13 protein-coding genes are annotated in these 15,246 nt (G+C 63.6%); 3 read left to right on the top strand and 10 right to left on the bottom strand.

All coding sequences use genetic code 11. The annotated features are described in order from the left end of the window. The first annotated feature begins 53 nt into the window (after window positions 1-53). Both Q0L25_RS01575 and Q0L25_RS01570 read left to right on the top strand, forming a co-directional pair. On the top strand, window positions 54-1,181 hold the full coding sequence (locus Q0L25_RS01575; RefSeq protein WP_296611168.1) for an acyl-CoA dehydrogenase family protein: 1,128 nt from the start codon (window positions 54-56) through the stop codon (window positions 1,179-1,181). Then, window positions 1,181-2,092 carry an acyl-CoA thioesterase II gene (locus Q0L25_RS01570; protein ID WP_296611167.1) on the top strand — a complete coding sequence of 304 codons (912 nt, stop codon included), beginning with the start codon at window positions 1,181-1,183 and terminating at the stop codon, window positions 2,090-2,092. Before Q0L25_RS01575 ends, Q0L25_RS01570 begins: the two co-directional genes overlap by 1 nt. Before the next feature lie 3 nt (window positions 2,093-2,095). Here the strand turns inward: Q0L25_RS01570 and Q0L25_RS01565 are convergent, their stop codons facing one another. The 8 genes from Q0L25_RS01565 to Q0L25_RS01530 all read right to left on the bottom strand — a co-directional run bounded on the left by Q0L25_RS01565 (window position 2,096) and on the right by Q0L25_RS01530 (window position 9,271). After that, the gene (locus tag Q0L25_RS01565) at window positions 2,096-2,818 is read right to left on the bottom strand and encodes a TonB-dependent receptor (protein ID WP_296611166.1); all 723 of its coding nucleotides are present in this window, start codon (window positions 2,816-2,818) and stop codon (window positions 2,096-2,098) included. Between the two features lie 22 nt (window positions 2,819-2,840). Beyond that, window positions 2,841-3,614, bottom strand: coding sequence for a hypothetical protein (locus tag Q0L25_RS01560; RefSeq protein ID WP_296611165.1), 774 nt, complete (start codon window positions 3,612-3,614; stop codon window positions 2,841-2,843). Window positions 3,615-3,674: 60 nt separating this feature from the next. Next, on the bottom strand, window positions 3,675-3,974 hold the full coding sequence (locus Q0L25_RS01555) for a putative quinol monooxygenase (RefSeq protein WP_296611164.1): 300 nt from the start codon (window positions 3,972-3,974) through the stop codon (window positions 3,675-3,677). Between the two features lie 12 nt (window positions 3,975-3,986). Continuing rightward, entirely contained in the window at window positions 3,987-4,784 is a 798-nt protein-coding gene (locus Q0L25_RS01550; RefSeq protein WP_296611163.1) for an SDR family NAD(P)-dependent oxidoreductase, read from the bottom strand. A gap of 92 nt (window positions 4,785-4,876) precedes the next feature. After that, window positions 4,877-5,641, bottom strand: a complete 765-nt coding sequence (locus Q0L25_RS01545; RefSeq protein WP_296611162.1) for an SDR family oxidoreductase — start codon at window positions 5,639-5,641, stop codon at window positions 4,877-4,879. Between the two features lie 98 nt (window positions 5,642-5,739). Then, window positions 5,740-6,804: a phosphotransferase family protein gene (locus Q0L25_RS01540; RefSeq protein ID WP_296611161.1), complete on the bottom strand. Its 1,065-nt coding sequence runs from the start codon at window positions 6,802-6,804 to the stop codon at window positions 5,740-5,742. A gap of 10 nt (window positions 6,805-6,814) precedes the next feature. After that, window positions 6,815-7,897: a Zn-dependent alcohol dehydrogenase gene (locus Q0L25_RS01535; RefSeq protein WP_296611160.1), complete on the bottom strand. Its 1,083-nt coding sequence runs from the start codon at window positions 7,895-7,897 to the stop codon at window positions 6,815-6,817. A gap of 90 nt (window positions 7,898-7,987) precedes the next feature. Then, complete coding sequence (locus Q0L25_RS01530; protein ID WP_296611159.1) at window positions 7,988-9,271, bottom strand: acyl-CoA dehydrogenase family protein; 1,284 nt, start codon at window positions 9,269-9,271, stop codon at window positions 7,988-7,990. 160 nt (window positions 9,272-9,431) lie between these two features. Between Q0L25_RS01530 and Q0L25_RS01525 the strand changes: the two genes are divergently transcribed. Then, window positions 9,432-10,679: a TetR/AcrR family transcriptional regulator gene (locus tag Q0L25_RS01525; protein WP_296611158.1), complete on the top strand. Its 1,248-nt coding sequence runs from the start codon at window positions 9,432-9,434 to the stop codon at window positions 10,677-10,679. 14 nt (window positions 10,680-10,693) lie between these two features. Here the strand turns inward: Q0L25_RS01525 and Q0L25_RS01520 are convergent, their stop codons facing one another. Both Q0L25_RS01520 and Q0L25_RS01515 read right to left on the bottom strand, forming a co-directional pair. Continuing rightward, window positions 10,694-12,016, bottom strand: coding sequence for an MFS transporter (locus Q0L25_RS01520; RefSeq protein WP_296611157.1), 1,323 nt, complete (start codon window positions 12,014-12,016; stop codon window positions 10,694-10,696). A 92-nt stretch (window positions 12,017-12,108) separates the two neighbouring features. Then, complete coding sequence (locus Q0L25_RS01515; RefSeq protein ID WP_296611156.1) at window positions 12,109-15,198, bottom strand: TonB-dependent receptor; 3,090 nt, start codon at window positions 15,196-15,198, stop codon at window positions 12,109-12,111. Window positions 15,199-15,246: the final 48 nt, after the last annotated feature.

Raw genomic sequence — 15,246 nt, 5'->3', positions numbered from 1 at the left:
GCCAAGATCGACAAGATCCCAGCTTTCGCTGGGATGACGAAAGCGAGAAACGAATGCCGCTCTACCTCAACGACGAACAATCCATGCTCGCGGACACCGCGAAGGACTTCGTGCGCGAACATGCCCCGGTCAGACACCTGCGCGAGCTGCGCGACACCAACAATGCCGACGGCTTCAGCCGCGATCTGTGGAAGAGCTTCGCCGAAATGGGCTTCACCGGCATCCTGATCGGCGAGGACCAGGGCGGGCTCGGGCTCGGCCATGTCGAGGCGGGCGTGGTGCTCGAGGAAATCGGGCGCAACCTGTCTCCCTCCCCGTTCCTCGCCACTGCCGTCGCTGCGGTCGAGGCGCTCAAGGGCAGCGCGCTAGCGGGCAAATTCTACCCGGGCATCCTGGCCGGCGAGACCGTCGCCGCGCTGGCGATCGACGAGCAGGCCAAGTTTCGCGACAGCGTCGGCATGAAGGCCGAGCGCTCGGGCAACGGCTTTCGCCTGTCGGGCAAGAAGCAGTTCGTCACGCACGGGCATGTCGCCGACCTGATCATCGTCGCCGCGCGCACGTCCGGGTCGGATGCCGATGAAAATGGCGTGACATTGTTCGCGGTCGACAAGGGCGCCGCCGGACTGACCGCCACGCCCGAGCGGCTGGCGGATTCGAGCATCGCCGCACGGCTCGATTTCGACAATGTCGAAGTCACCGCCGACGCGGTGATCGGCGAGGTCGACGCAGGGCGCGATCCGCTCAACCGGCTGCTGCGTGCTGGTCGCACGGGCGCGTCGGCGGAGATGCTTGGCGTCGGCGCGGGCGCGATGGACATGACGGTCGATTATCTCAAGCAGCGCAAGCAGTTCGGCGTGGTGATCGGCACGTTCCAGGCGCTCCAGCACCGCGCCGCGCATCTCTATTCGGAAATGGAAGTGGCGCGCGCCGCCACGCTCCGCGCACAGCAGATGCTCGACAGCGGGGCTGATCGTGCGGACGAAGCTGTGTCGGTCGCCAAGGCGCAGACCGGACTCGCCTCGATGCTGGCGGTGCAGGAAGGCGTGCAGATGCACGGCGGCATCGGCATGACCGACGAATATGACATCGGCTTCTACATGAAGCGCCAGCGCGTGCTGGCCGAGATGTTCGGCGACGCCAACTTCCACGCCGACAAAATCGCGCGTAACGCCGGCTATTGATGGCTGAGGAAGATCCCACCCCGCGCCCCAAGCGCACGCCCGAGCAACTCATCGAGGGGCTGGTCGCCCTGCTCGACGTCGAGGAGCTCGATGCCGATCTCTATCGCGGCATGAAGCTCCCCGGTGGCCAGGGCCGCGTGTTCGGCGGCCAGGTGATCGGCCAGGCGCTGCAGGCGGCGCAGCGATCGGCGGAAGGCAAGGACGCACATTCGCTCCACGCCTATTTCATGCGCGCTGGCGACGACGCGCTGCCGATCATCTATCGCGTGGTGCGCGACTTCGACGGCAAGAGTTTCGCGACGCGGCGCGTGATCGCGACACAGAACGGCCAGCCGATCCTCAACATGGCTGCATCGTTCCAGGTGGCCGAGGACGGGCTGCATCATCAGGACGCGTTCCCCAGCGACATCCCGCCGCCCGAGGAGCTGAAATCCGAGAGCGAATTACGCGTCGAGGCGGCGCAACACATGCCCGAGGAACATCGCGCGCGTTTCCTGCGCTGGGCGAGCCCGATCGACGTTCGCCCGCTCTACCCGCGCAACTGGTTCTCCCCCGCCGCGCGCGAGCCGATCAACTATAGCTGGATCCGCGCCGTCGCCCCATTTGGCAACGATCCCGCGATGCACCGCGCGATCCTGGCCTATGCGAGCGACATGGGACTGATGTCGACGAGTATGATGCCGCACGGCGTCAACTGGATGACTCCGGGAATGCAGACCGCCAGCCTCGACCACGCCATGTGGTTCCACGAGGCGTTCCGCGCCGACGAATGGATGCTCTATGCGATGGACAGCCCCTGGGCCGGCCATGGCCGAGGCATGAACCGCGGCAGCATCTTCACCCGCGACGGCCGCCTCGTCGCGAGCGTCGCGCAGGAAGGGCTGATCCGGAAACGCGAGCCGCGCGGCTGAGGATTATCGCCGCGTAACGATGTAGGTCGAGGGCAGGTACAAAAATACTTCCAGCGGGCTCGCCCGTGCCCATTCGACCGGCCGGTCGAGGCCGGTGACCTCGACGCCATAAGCCGGGCCGAACTTTGCCGACATCTTCGCCGCGTCGGCGGCGATCAGATCGGCGATCTGGCCGCGATACTGATCAGGATTGACGACCGACAGGGTGGGCTCACCCGTCGTCGCCAGCGTCGAGCGGCCGACTTTGGCCACCGAGTCGATAAAGCGATCGATCTTCGTCTTGGCCGCCGGAATGTCCATGTCCGGCACCAGCTTCACCTTGACCAGGAACGTCGTCATCGACGTGTCCGGCCGGCCATCGCTGGCATAAGCGAGGTTGCGATAATTGGCCTCGGTCAACGGCTCGACGACATAGTCGCCAAGCGCGAGTTCGACCCCGGCCTTGGGTGCGGTGGCGATCATGTTGCGCAATGTCGCGTTGATATCGTTCATCCTCACCGTCGCGTCGCGCGCATCGCCGATCAGCTTGACGCTGCGGACGATATAATCGGCGGAGCGCTTGAGCGTGATGATGGGTCGCTGGGCGGAGACGACACCGTTGGCGTAACCGCCATTATAGTCGCCTGCCGCGCGCCGCTGCGCCGTGACGATGACTTCCTGCGCGGTGGCCGGCACGGTGCCGGCAAGGATCGCGACGGCGGTTAGGCTATAGACGATGATGCGCACAACTTCCCCCCTTTCCCGGCGCTCAGTTGCGCGGCCGTGTGGTGCTGTTGGACGGCAGGAACAGCTGCACCTCGGTCATGCTTGCACGCTTCCATTGCACCGGTTTGTCGAGCCCGGTCACTTCGACGCCGTAGCCCGGCCCGAACTTCGCGCTGGTAGCGGCGGTATCCTTGGCTACGAGATCAATGATAGCACCGCGATACTGCTCAGGATTGACCACGCTCAGCGTGAGGTCGCTGAACGGCTTCATCTGGGCCCGGCCGACTTGCGGCACTTTCTTGATGAATTGGTCGATCTTGGCGAGCGCGATCCTGGCCTCGATCCCTGGGGCCAGTGGCACCTTGACGAGGAATTTGACGAATTGACCCTCGATCTTGTCGTCCGGGTCGTTGTCGTCATCGTCGCCGTCAAGCGGCTTGAGGTCAGTGTAGTTGCCGATAGTCAACGGCTCGACCACGATATCGCCGCTCGCGACCAGCACCCCTGATGAGCCTGCCAGGTCGATCGCCTTGCGCACCATCGCCAGGACTTCCTTCCTGGCGTCGTCCTCGTTGACCGTGTCGCTTTCCACGACGACCTGCTGGATGGCGAAATCGGCCGTCCGGCGAAGCATCTGCACCGATGCGGGTGGGACGACCGGCTTGGGTTGATCATCGCTGTTACGCTTGCGGATCAGCGACCCGGTAACGATGATTTCCCCGGTACCGTCGCCACCGCCACCATTGTCTTGCGCAAAGGCGGGCGCCGCAGATGCGAGCACGCCAAGCGTCACCAAGCCGATGAGAAACTTGCGCATCCCGACCCTCCCCTGCCGTCGTGCAGGGTGCGGTGTCCGCGCCAGTCTGTCAAACGGCGATCAAAGCGGCGTACCTTCGTCAGCATCGTAGAGTTTGAGATCGCGATCGTGCAGGCCGAGATCGGCGCCCGCAGCGCGCCATTCCGCCATGTGCGCGGACGCGCCGTGCGCCTTGAGCGCGTCGCGGTCACGCCAGCGTTCGACGACATGGATCAGGGTAGGGTCGAGCACGTCCTGGCCATAAGCATAAGTGAAGCAGCCGTCCTCGGCGCGGCTCGCGGTGACCATCTTTTCCATCGCCGCCCGGGCGCGTTCTAGGCCGCCCTCGGGTAAGCGCACCGTGCCCATGATCAACAGCATCTCTTCTGCTCCTCAGACGGCGGGCTTGCCGAATTCCTGACGGGTCACCGGGTGGCTCGACGACAGGCCGCCGTCGACCGCCCAGGCCTGGCCGTTGACGTAGCTGGCGTCGTCGCTCGCCAGGAACAAGGCGACGCGGGCAATCTCCTCGGGCACGCCGGCGCGCTTGAGCGGATTGAGTCGGCCGACCTTGTCCATCTTGTCGTTGGCGCGGGCGTATTCGAACACGCGCGCGGTCATGCCGGTCTCGATCAGCCCAGGGCAGATCGCGTTGACCCGGACATTGGTGCCGGTGAGCTGCTGCGCGGCGGTGGTCACAAGGTTGATGACGCCGGCTTTGGACGCCGAATAGGCCGGGCCGCCTGCCCCGGAACGGATGCCGGCGACCGAGGCGGTGCAGACGATCGCGCCCTTCCCGCGCTTGATAATCTCGGGCGCGCCATGTTTGATCGCCAGGAACGGACCGATAAGGTTGACCCGCAGGACCTCCGTCCAGAGTTCGACGCTGCTGTCGAGGATGCCGCTGATTCCCCCAGAAATGCCGGCATTGGCGTAGATGATGTCGAGGCCGCCATGTTCGGCTACCGCGAGCGCGACGGTGCGTTCGACATCACCTTCATCGCCAGCGTCCATCTGGATCGCCTTGGCAGTGCCGCCGGCCTTGAGGATGGCCTCGACGGTATCGTGCACCGCTTCGGACTTGTCGGCAGCGATGACGCTGCCGCCCTCGGCCGCGAATAGGGTCGCCGAGGCCCGGCCGATTCCCGAGCCCGCGCCGGTGACGATGATCGATTTGCCTTCGAAGCGCATTCCCACCTCCGTCGCCCCGGCGGAGGCCGGGGCCGCTATGTTATGGTCCCTGAAACCTGGCGGCCCCGACCTTCGTCGGGGTGACGCCAAGATCAGATCGTCACTCCGCCATCCATCACGATCGTCTGACCCGTCGTGAACGCTGCCGCCTTCGACGCCAGGAACACTACACCGCCCGCAATATCCTCGGGCTCGCCGATTCGACGCAGCGGCACACTGGAGTTGGCCGCCTTCTGCCGCTCCGGATTTTCCCACAGGGCACGCGCGAAATCGGTCTTCACCAAGCCGGGCGCTATGCAGTTCACGCGGACATTGTCCGGCCCATATTCGTGCGCCAGGTTACGCGCGAGCTGCATGTCGGCTGCCTTGGATATGCAATAGGCGCCGATCGCGGTCGACCCGCGCAACCCGCCGATCGACGAGATGATGATGATCGCGCCGTCCTTGCGCGCGCGCATCTCCGGCACGACCATCGAGATCAACCAGTGGTTGGAGACGATATTGTTGTCGAGGATCTTGCGGAATTGCTCGTCGCTGATGTCCGCCTGCGGCCCGTAATAGGGGTTGGACGCGGCGTTGCAGACGAGGATGTCGATCTTGCCGAACGCCCGGCGGCTCTCGTCGACCAGATGCTGCAGCCCGACTTTGTCGGAGATGTTCGCCGCGACCGCGATCGCGGTGCCGTCGCCATATTTGGCGTTGATCTCCGCGGCAACCTCATCGCACGCGTCCTGCTTGCGGCTCGATACGACGACTTTCGCACCGTGCTCGGCAAGCTCGAAGACGCTCGCCTTGCCGATCCCGCGCGATGATCCGGTGACGACGGCGACCTTTCCGGTCAGGTCGAATAGCGACATCTTTCTCTCCTACTCGTCATCCCAGCGAAAGCTGGGATCTCGTGCCGAATTGCGCCGCCGCTTGAGACCCCAGCTTTCGCTGGGGTGACGGCCTGTTGTTAAGCCCCCGCCTTCTGCGCGAAGTCCCACGCCGCATCGGCCAGGCGATAAACGCCCGCCGCGGACTTCTCCGCCTGCGCCGACGACGCTGTGCCTTCGACAATGCGCTTCTTGATGCCCTGGACGATGCCGGTCAGGCGGAACAGATTGTAGGCGAAATACCAGTTGAGGTCGGGCACGCCGTCGCGCCCGGTCGCCGCGCAATAGCGCTCGACCATCTCCTCCAGCGTCGGGATGCCGCTGTCGCCGCCCGTCTTGCCCATTACGCCCGAGCGGCCCTCGGGTGCCGTTACCCAACTCATCAGGAAATAGCTGAAATCGGCGAGCGGATCGCCGAGCGTCGACAATTCCCAATCGAGCAAGGCGATCACGCGACCTTCGGTCTTGTGGAAGATCATGTTGTCGATGCGGTAATCGCCATGGACGATCGAGGTTCGCGTCTGTGCTGGAATGGTGCGCGGCAGATAGTCGATCAGCTTCTCGACCGCCGGCATGTGCTCGGTCTCGGCCATGCGATATTGCTTGGTCCAGCGACCGACCTGGCGCTCGAAATAATTGCCGGGTTTGCCATAATCGGCCAGGCTGGCTTTCTCGAAATCGGTATTATGCAGCGCCGCCAGCGTATCGCACATGGCGTTATAGACGCCGGTGCGCTCTTCGGGCGCATAATCCGGCATGGTGCCGTCCCAGATGTTGCGGCCGTCGGCGAACCCCATGACGTAAAAGTCGGTGCCGATCACCTCCGGGTCGGTGCACAGCCCATAGGGCTGCGCGACCGGGAACCCGGTCGGGTACAACCCGGCGATGACGCGATATTCGCGGTCGACCGCATGTGCCGACGGCAGCAGGTTGCCGAACGGCTTGCGGCGCAGCACATACTCGCCCGAAGCGGCGTGGAGCTTGTACGTCGGGTTCGACTGCCCGCCGGCGAATTTGGAATAATCGAGCGGTCCGGCAAATCCTTCGACATTCGCCTCCATCCACGCGGTCAGCCTGACCAGATCGAGACGGTCTTTCTCCGCGACCTCGATCGTCTTGGGGGCATCGTCGGGATGTGCGGTCATCGGGCGATCCTTATCCGAACGTGATCACCGAGCGCGCGGCGTCGCCCTTGCGCAATTCGTCGAAAGCATCGTTGATCCGCTCGATCGGCATGCGATCGGCGATGATCGTGTCGAGATCGAGCATGCCGCGCATGTAGAAATCGACCAGCCGCGGGATGTCGACCGGGAAGCGGTTGCCGCCCATCAGTGCACCCTGCAGCTTCTTGCTGCCGAGCAGATCGAGCGCGGACAGGCCGACCTGGCTGCCGAGCGGCATCATGCCCAGGATGGTCGCGGTGCCACCGCGGCGCAGAACCTTGACCGCGGTCTGCGCCGATGCCTCGCGGCCGACCGCTTCGATCGCGTGATGCACGCCGCCCTTGGTCAGTTCGACCACTTCGGGAATCGTGGTTTCGGCCATTGCGTCGAAGCTGTGCGTGGCGCCGAGCTTCTCGGCCAGCGCGCGCTTCTCGGGCACCGGATCGAGCGCGATGATCTTGCCCGCCCCGGCGATCTTGGCGGCATTGACCGCAGCGAGGCCGATGCCCCCGCAGCCGACTACGCAAACCGTCTCACCGGGGGTGACCGGGCTGGCGTTGAACACCGCGCCGGCGCCCGTCGTCACCGCGCAGCCGAGCAGGGCCGCGCGGTCGAGCGGCATTTCCGGATCGATCGCGACGCAGGCATGTTCGTGGACCAGCATCATCTCGGCATAGGCCGAGAGGTTCAGCATCTGATTGACCGGCTCGCCATTCATGCTGAGCCGCGGTGCCGCGTCGCGTGGGCGCTTGGTGTCGCTCGATATGCAGAGCGACATATGGCCCGTGACGCAAAACTCGCAATGACCGCAAAACGCCGACAGACAGGTGACGACGGCATCGCCGACCTTGACGGTACGAACCTCATCGCCGACCGCCTCGACGATGCCCGCCGCCTCGTGGCCCGGGATCGCCGGCAGCGGCGTCGGATAGGCGCCATCGACGAAATGCAGGTCCGACCGGCATACGCCGCACGCCACCGTACGGATCAGCACTTCATGCGGTCCGGGTTTGTCGACCGTCACATCACGGATTTCGAGCGGCTTTTTCGGCTCGAACAGAACTGCTGCTTTCATTTTGTCTCCGTCGCCCCGGCGCAGGCCGGGGCCGCTAACTTTTGGTTCCTGCAACATCGCGGCCCCGGCCTCCGCCGGGGCGACGGTCACCTAACGCGAAACCCCTAGATCGCCGCTCGAAGGGATATCCGCCTTGTAATCGGCATATTTCCCGAACTCGTTGCGCGCGATCGCGCGATTGTGGACCTCGTCGGGACCGTCGGCGAAGCGCAACGTCCGCATTGCCGCCCATTGATGCGCCAGCGGGAAGTCGTCGGACACGCCGCCGCCGCCATGCGCCTGGATCGCGTCGTCGAGGATCTGCAGCGCCATGGTCGGCGCCTGGACCTTGATCATGGCGATCTCGAGCTGCGCCGATTTGTTGCCCGCCTTATCCATCATGTCCGCGGCCTTGAGGCACAACAGGCGCGTCATCTCGATGTCGATGCGGGCACGCGCGATACGTTGCTCCCAGATCGAATGATCGGCGATGCGCTTGCCGAACGCGACACGGCTGAGCAGGCGCTTGGCCATCGCCTCGATCCCGGTCTCGGCGACGCCGATCGTGCGCATGCAATGGTGAATGCGGCCCGGTCCGAGCCGGCCCTGCGCGATCTCGAAACCACGCCCTTCGCCGAGCAGCAGATTGTCGACCGGCACGCGGACGTTCTCTAGCAGCACCTGACCATGGCCGTGCGGCGCATGATCATACCCATAAACCGAAAGCATCCTCTCGATCTTCACGCCCGGCGCGTCGAGCGGGACCAGGATCTGGCTCTGCTGGGCATGACGCTTGGCATCCGGATTGGTCTTGCCCATCACGATCGCGACCGCGCAACGCGGATCGCCGACGCCAGACGACCACCATTTGCGGCCGTTGATGACATAATGATCGCCGTCGCGCACCATCGAAGTCTCGATGTTGGTGGCGTCGGACGAGGCGACCGCAGGTTCGGTCATCAGGAAGGCCGAGCGAATCTTGCCTTCCATCAACGGGCGCAACCAGCGCTCCTTCTGCTCGAGCGTGCCGTAACGGTGCAGGACTTCCATGTTGCCGGTGTCGGGGGCCGAGCAGTTAAAGCATTCCGAAGCCCAGCCGATCTTGCCCATTTCCTCGGCGCAAAGAGCATATTCGAGATTGGAAAGCTGCGTTCCTTCGAACTCGAAACTGTCATCGACATGGGTCTGGCCCGAATGCGGCGGCATGAAGAAATTCCACAGGCCCTGCGCCTTGGCGATCTCCTTCACGTCCTCGATCACCTGGATCACTTTCCAGCGCTCACCCTCGTGGGACTGCTTGTGATATTCGGCGTTGCGGGGTGCGATCTCCTTGTCGATAAAGGCTCGCACACGGTCCCGGAAATAGGTTTCGCGATCGCTCAGCGTAAAGTCCATGATGCTGCTCTCCTATGGCTGTCGCGACTCCGACTAAACCGTACCGTGTTTTCGGTAAAGCCGTTGAATCCTCTTTTTGTCGCTATGCCCGAACAACGAAAAGCGAAATGGCGTTGCGGAATCCGCTGGCTCCGTGTGACGGAAATGTTAAGCTGGACGGATGGGGCAAGCCGACACTGCTGAACTGGACGAGGTTACGGGAACGAAACGTTTCAAGGCGAAACGTAATGCGATCCTGGCCGCTGCGTCCGAAGCGATAAACGAACAGAGCGCGAAGGGCATGACCTTCGCCGATGTTGCGCGCCGCGTGGGACTCAACACGACGAGCGTCACCTATTATTTCAAGCGCAAGGAAGACCTCGCCCAGGCGTGTTTCGAACATACGCTCGAAACCTTGGGGGAAATGCTCGACACCGCCCAGATGGAGGCGACCCCGGAGGCGCGGGTCGCGCGCTATCTGTCGCTCAACATGGAGCGGTTCGCGCGCATCCGTGAGAACGAGGAGCGCGCGCTGGCGACGCTCAGCGACCTTCGCGCAATGGAGGATCCCATGCTCGGCCGGCTGATGGCCGCCTGGCGCGAGATTTTCCGCAAGACGCGCGCTCTATGGGGCGAGGAACCCGAGAACCGCCGCCTCAAGGATTTGTTCGGCGCGCGCGCGCACGTGCTGCTCGAAAACACCTTCTGGATCCCGGCCTGGATCGTGCGTTACGACCTCGATCAGTTCGACCGCGTCGAGGCGCGGTTGATGGACATGTTCCGCCACGGCATCGCGGTCCCCGGCGCCAAATGGGAGCCGTCGATCCTCGATATCGAGCACGAGGAAGCGGAGCCGGGCCGCGAGGCGTTCCTGCGCGCGGCGACCCGCCTGATCAACGAACTCGGCTATCGCGGCGCCTCGGTCCAGCGCATCGCGTCGGAACTCAATGTCACCAAGGGCAGCTTCTACCACCATCTCGATGCGAAGGACGATCTGGTCATCGAATGCTACAAGCGCAGCTTCGACACGATCACCGAAACGATCCAGGTCGGCGAAAACAGCAATGGCGATTGGTGGCATCGCCTGTCGAGCATCATTGCGACCTTGCTCGACGTCCAATTTTCCGAGCGCGGGCCATTGCTGCGCACGACCGCGCTGACCGGCCTGCCGCGCCAGGTCCGCCAGGCGATGCTCGACCGTTCGAACCGCATCGCGCGGCGCTATGCCGGGATGCTGTCGGACGGCGCCGCCGAGGGCTCCGTCCGTCCGGTCGACGCGCTCATCGTCAGTCAGTCGCTGATGGCGCTGCAGAATGCCGCCTTCGACATGCGCAAATGGGCATCGGCGATGCCGCGCGATCGGGCGGTAGCGATGTACGCTTCCACCCTCGCCTTCGGCATGTTCGACGACCGCGCGGCGGAGAGCTGATCCGCCGCCGATACTCAGACGGCAATCGCGTCTTGCACTGCCTTCCGCTCGAGCGCCTTGCGCTTGAGCAACACGCCCGCGCGCCAGTAATGGAAGATCGCCCAGGGCGTGATCGCGCTGAAGACGAACATTGAATACCGCAGAGACTCAGCGCCGTAAGTCGGCTTGAGCGCGTCGCTCAACATGCCGACCAGAAATGGCCCGAGCCCCAGCCCAATCATATTGTTGACCAGCAACGTAATCGCTGCCCAGGTCGCGCGCAGCCGAACCGGCGCTTCCGACTGGATCAGCGCGAAGGTCACGCCGAGATAGGCGGTCGAAAACAGGATCGACAGGAAATAGGCCGCTACGCCGAAGGTCGGGTTGGTCGCGGTATAGACGCATAGGGTCAGCGGCAGCCCGATCGTCTTGAAAACCGCCACCATGAACGACTGGCTGTACTGTCCATAGCGGCGCGTCAGCCGGTCGGCGATCCGTCCGCTGGCGATAGCGGCGACAGCGACGATGATCGCCCCCGCGGGCGCCACCTTCAGCGCGATGTCGAGCTTCGTGAAGCCGAACGAACGCTGCATGAAACTGGGCCCGAATGCGGTCAGGCCGTAACCGATCATCGAGGTCAGCGTGAAGCCGGCGACGATGTGGAGCGCGGCACGGTTGGCGAACAAGGTGGTGAAGCCATCGATCAGCGAGGGCTTGGCCTCATCCATCGCGATCTGCGCGTCGGACAGGCCGCGCTTGGGCTCAGGCACGACGGCCCAGATGATCGCCGCCAGCAGCAAACCGGGCAGGCCGATCACGTACATCGCGATGCGCCAGCCATAATAGGTCGCGACAACACCGCCGATGATCGTGCCGAACGCCGCGCCAAGGCCGACGCCGAGCGAATAGATCGACATCGCCGATGCGCGCTTGTCGGGCGGGTAGAGGTCGGCAATGATCGAATGGCTCGGCGGGCTCGACCCGGCCTCACCGATGCCGACGCCGATCCGTGCGCCGAGCAACTGCCAGAAATTGCCGGCAAGCCCGCCCAATGCGGTGAAGGCGCTCCAGATCGCCAGCGCTCCGGCGATGATCCGCACGCGGTTGCTGCGATCGGCGAGCCAGGCGACGGGTATCCCCAGTCCGGCATAGAAGATCGCGAACGCCATGCCGCCCAGAATGCCCATCTGGGCGTCGGACAGGTGGAGACTCTTGATGATATCCTCATTGAGGATCGCGAGGATCTGCCGGTCCATGTAGCTGAAGAAATAGGCGAAAGTGAGCAGCAGTAGCGTCAGTGCGCGGCGTCTGGGGACGAACGTCGCCTCGACTTCGGGAAGGTGCGTGGGGGAGGACACGGGAAGGGCGACCTTTCTGTTTATCTAAAAGAACGGCCCCGCCGCGCTGGTCTGGCGCGGCGAGGCCGGAGAGAAGGCTCAGTCAGTCAAGGTCAGAACTTGGTCGACAGGCCGAGCTTGAACATGCGGCCGTAGGGATTCCCGACGAACGGCTCGTAATTGTAATCCTCTCGCGCGAAGGGCGGCGACGCGTCGAAGATGTTGAACACCGTTCCGGTCAGGACAATGTTCTTCCAGGGAAGCTTCACCTGGACGTTGAGGTCGGCCGAGATGAAGTCGTTGAGGTCCGCTCCGGTCAGAATGCTCGCGGCGTTCGGTGTCAGACCGCTATCGACACAGGGACCGGTCGCCCCAGGTTTCAAACCCAGCGCGCAATTGGGTGCGAATGGCCCCGTCCTGGTATCGTAGCGCTGGTCGTGCAGCCCGCCGGTATAGTTGACGGTCAGTCTTGCATCGACCGGGCCGGCACCAAGGTCGAGATACGCCTGCCCCTTCCACTTCGGCACCGGATATAATGTCGATTGATAGTTCAGCAGCCCGACCCCATCGAACGCGTCCTGAACCTTCGTTCCTGCCACGAAGATCGCGCTGATCCGGTTGTGCAGCGTCCGCGTGGCGTCCGCGCCGATGCCGAAGCGGATATCTGAGCCAAGGAACTGGTTCGACCGGTAATTGACGCTGAAATCGAGCCCGTCGTTACGCTGGGTAGCGCCGTTCTGGTACATCGTCTTGACGCGCGCGATGTTGGCAACGGTCGTCGCCCCCGTGCACGCGCCGGTCGAGAAGGTGAACCGGGCGGCAAGACCCGCATTCGCGGCGCAGGTATTGGGCATTCCCGTCGGGAACAATGTAGCGACCATCGCGCTCAGCGGATCGCTGACGATGACGTCGGTCAGGTTGTAACGGAAATAGTCCACGCTGGCGTTGAACCCGCCGAACTTCAACAGAATGCCGGCCGAGTAGTTTTCGGAGCTTTCGGGCTTGAGCGCGGGGTTGCCGTAGACGTCTACCGGCTTGAACGTCGTCCCAATTAGCTGGAGCGCGGTCACGAAATTGTTGGTTATGTTCGCCAGCGTCGGGCCGCGAAACGTCGTTCCGTATCCGCCGCGGATCGCCAGCCAGTCGGTGACCTGCCAACGCGCGCGGACCTGGGGATCGACGGTCGAACCGACCGAGCCGCCATAATCCTCGTATCGCACGGCCGCCTGGACATTGAAGCTGTCGAACACCGGAAGCTGCAATTCGGCGAACACGGCCTTGACGCCGCCCTTCAGGAAACTGTCGCGGTTGGTACCCAGGAATGCCAGCGCGCCTGTCGCGGGACTCGGCGTGACGCCCGATGTCGGTGCGCATGCCGCGGGGTTTGTGTTGCCGGTAATGGGCGTGTCGCGGCAGGGATTGGCCGCCAGATTGTTGTTCGCGGCATATTTCGTATCGAACCAATTGTAGCGATATTGCGCGCCTACGCCGAACTGGATGTCGCCGCCTGGCAGCTTGATACCGGTCGAGCCGCTGATATTGCCGTCGAGCACGAACAGTTGGGAATCGACCGCGGTCGATGACCGCACGAAGAACCAGTCAGTCAGCGCCTTGCTATTGGCCAAAGCGGCATTGCCTTGCGGGTTGGTCGTACCGTTGATCGCGCCAGCGGTTACCGCATTGCCGAACGGGTTGAGCCACATACAGCCGTTCGCGCCCGGCACGTTCCCGGTGCAGTTGGGCCCTCCGAAACCGCGCAAGGCCAATTGGATGCGGTCGCCGAACGAGTCGTAGCCGTCGATATAGCGGTAATATTGGTGGTAGGTCGCCGACAGGCTGTAATTGAGATTCGGCGCCAATTTGCCGCTGAATTCGGCCGTGAAACGGATTGATTCCGACTTGCGCATGCCGCGCGCCGAACCGGTCTCACCCGAATCCCCGAGCGTGGAGGGGTTGCCGCCCGCCATATATGGGCGGAACAACAATAATGGGAAGACAGCTCCACTCGCCGGTAAAGGATTGCCCGTCACCGGGCTGATGAAAAGCGAGGGATTGGCGGCCTTGTATGCGATGAATCCCGGATTGTTGGCCGGTACGTAGAAACCCAGGCCGAGGCTGGTGTTCGCCACCGAACCGCCGAGCGACACTGTCGAGGGCAATTGCGTCAGCAGGTAGGACGGCGAGGTCAGGTAATGCGGGACCGTCGTGCGTCCATACAGCGCGGTGACCTCGAATTTGTGGCTGCCACCCAGATCGACCTCGACATCGGTGAAGGCGGTAATGCGCTTCTCGAGATCCACCAGGGTGTCGAACCCGGTATATTGTGTCGAGCAACGGCCGTTTGCGCCGAGATACCCGCCCAACGGAACGCAGCTCGTATCGGCCACGACACCCGTATAAGGGGTAACGACGCCCGGGGTTGCACTCGGACCAACCAGGAGGAAGTTGGCCGGGTTACCACCGCCGGTCCAACCGCCTTGCGGATTGTTGAGAAAGGGTTGGACCGCGAAATCGCGATCGCGTGCCAGCAACTGGCCGCGCTTATTGAAGCCGATAGCGGCAAGCATCCGGAAGCCGTTGCCGACATGGCCGTAGCTCAGCGACGCGTCGATATCGCCGTCTGTATCCTTGACCCAACGATAGGCGGCGGAAGCGCGAAACCCTTCCTGGTCGGTACGCGTGATGAAATTGACCACGCCGGCGACCGCGTCCGATCCATAGGTCGCCGCCGCACCGTCCTTGAGCACTTCGATACGGCCGATCGCCGCGGACGGAATTAGATTGATATCGACGGCGGGAACACCATTGCCGGCCGTGACCAGGCGCCGATTGTTGAGCAACACGAGAGTTCGCTGCGGCGATAAGCCACGGAGGTTGGCGGTGGCGATGCCTTCCGCGCCTTGCGAACGGCTGTCGAACTGGTTCGAGTCGCCAAGTACCGCGCTTGATGTCGGCAACGCCTTGAGCAATTCGACAGCGGACGGTGACCCTTGCTTCTGGAGTTCATCGGCGCCGATCACGTTGACCGGCAGCGCCGCATCCTCGGGCGTCCCCCTGATGATCGATCCAGTAACGATGATATCCGGTGTGCTGCCGGTGTCCTGCGGGTCCGCCGCCGGCGTCGATTGCGCAGCCGCCGAAGATGCCGCGCATACCGCAAATACGGAAATCGCGCAGGCGCAAAGCAACCTTGTCTTGGTCATGTGCCTCTCCCCAAGCGGGTCGGAACGCTTGAGCGGTTCCATACCCGG

It is taken from the genome of Sphingomonas sp., assembly GCF_024508665.1.
In the GTDB taxonomy this organism is placed as follows: Bacteria; Pseudomonadota; Alphaproteobacteria; order Sphingomonadales; family Sphingomonadaceae; genus Sphingomonas.
Note: the sequence above shows the minus strand (reverse complement) of the source record. Positions and strands in the feature narration are given on the sequence as shown.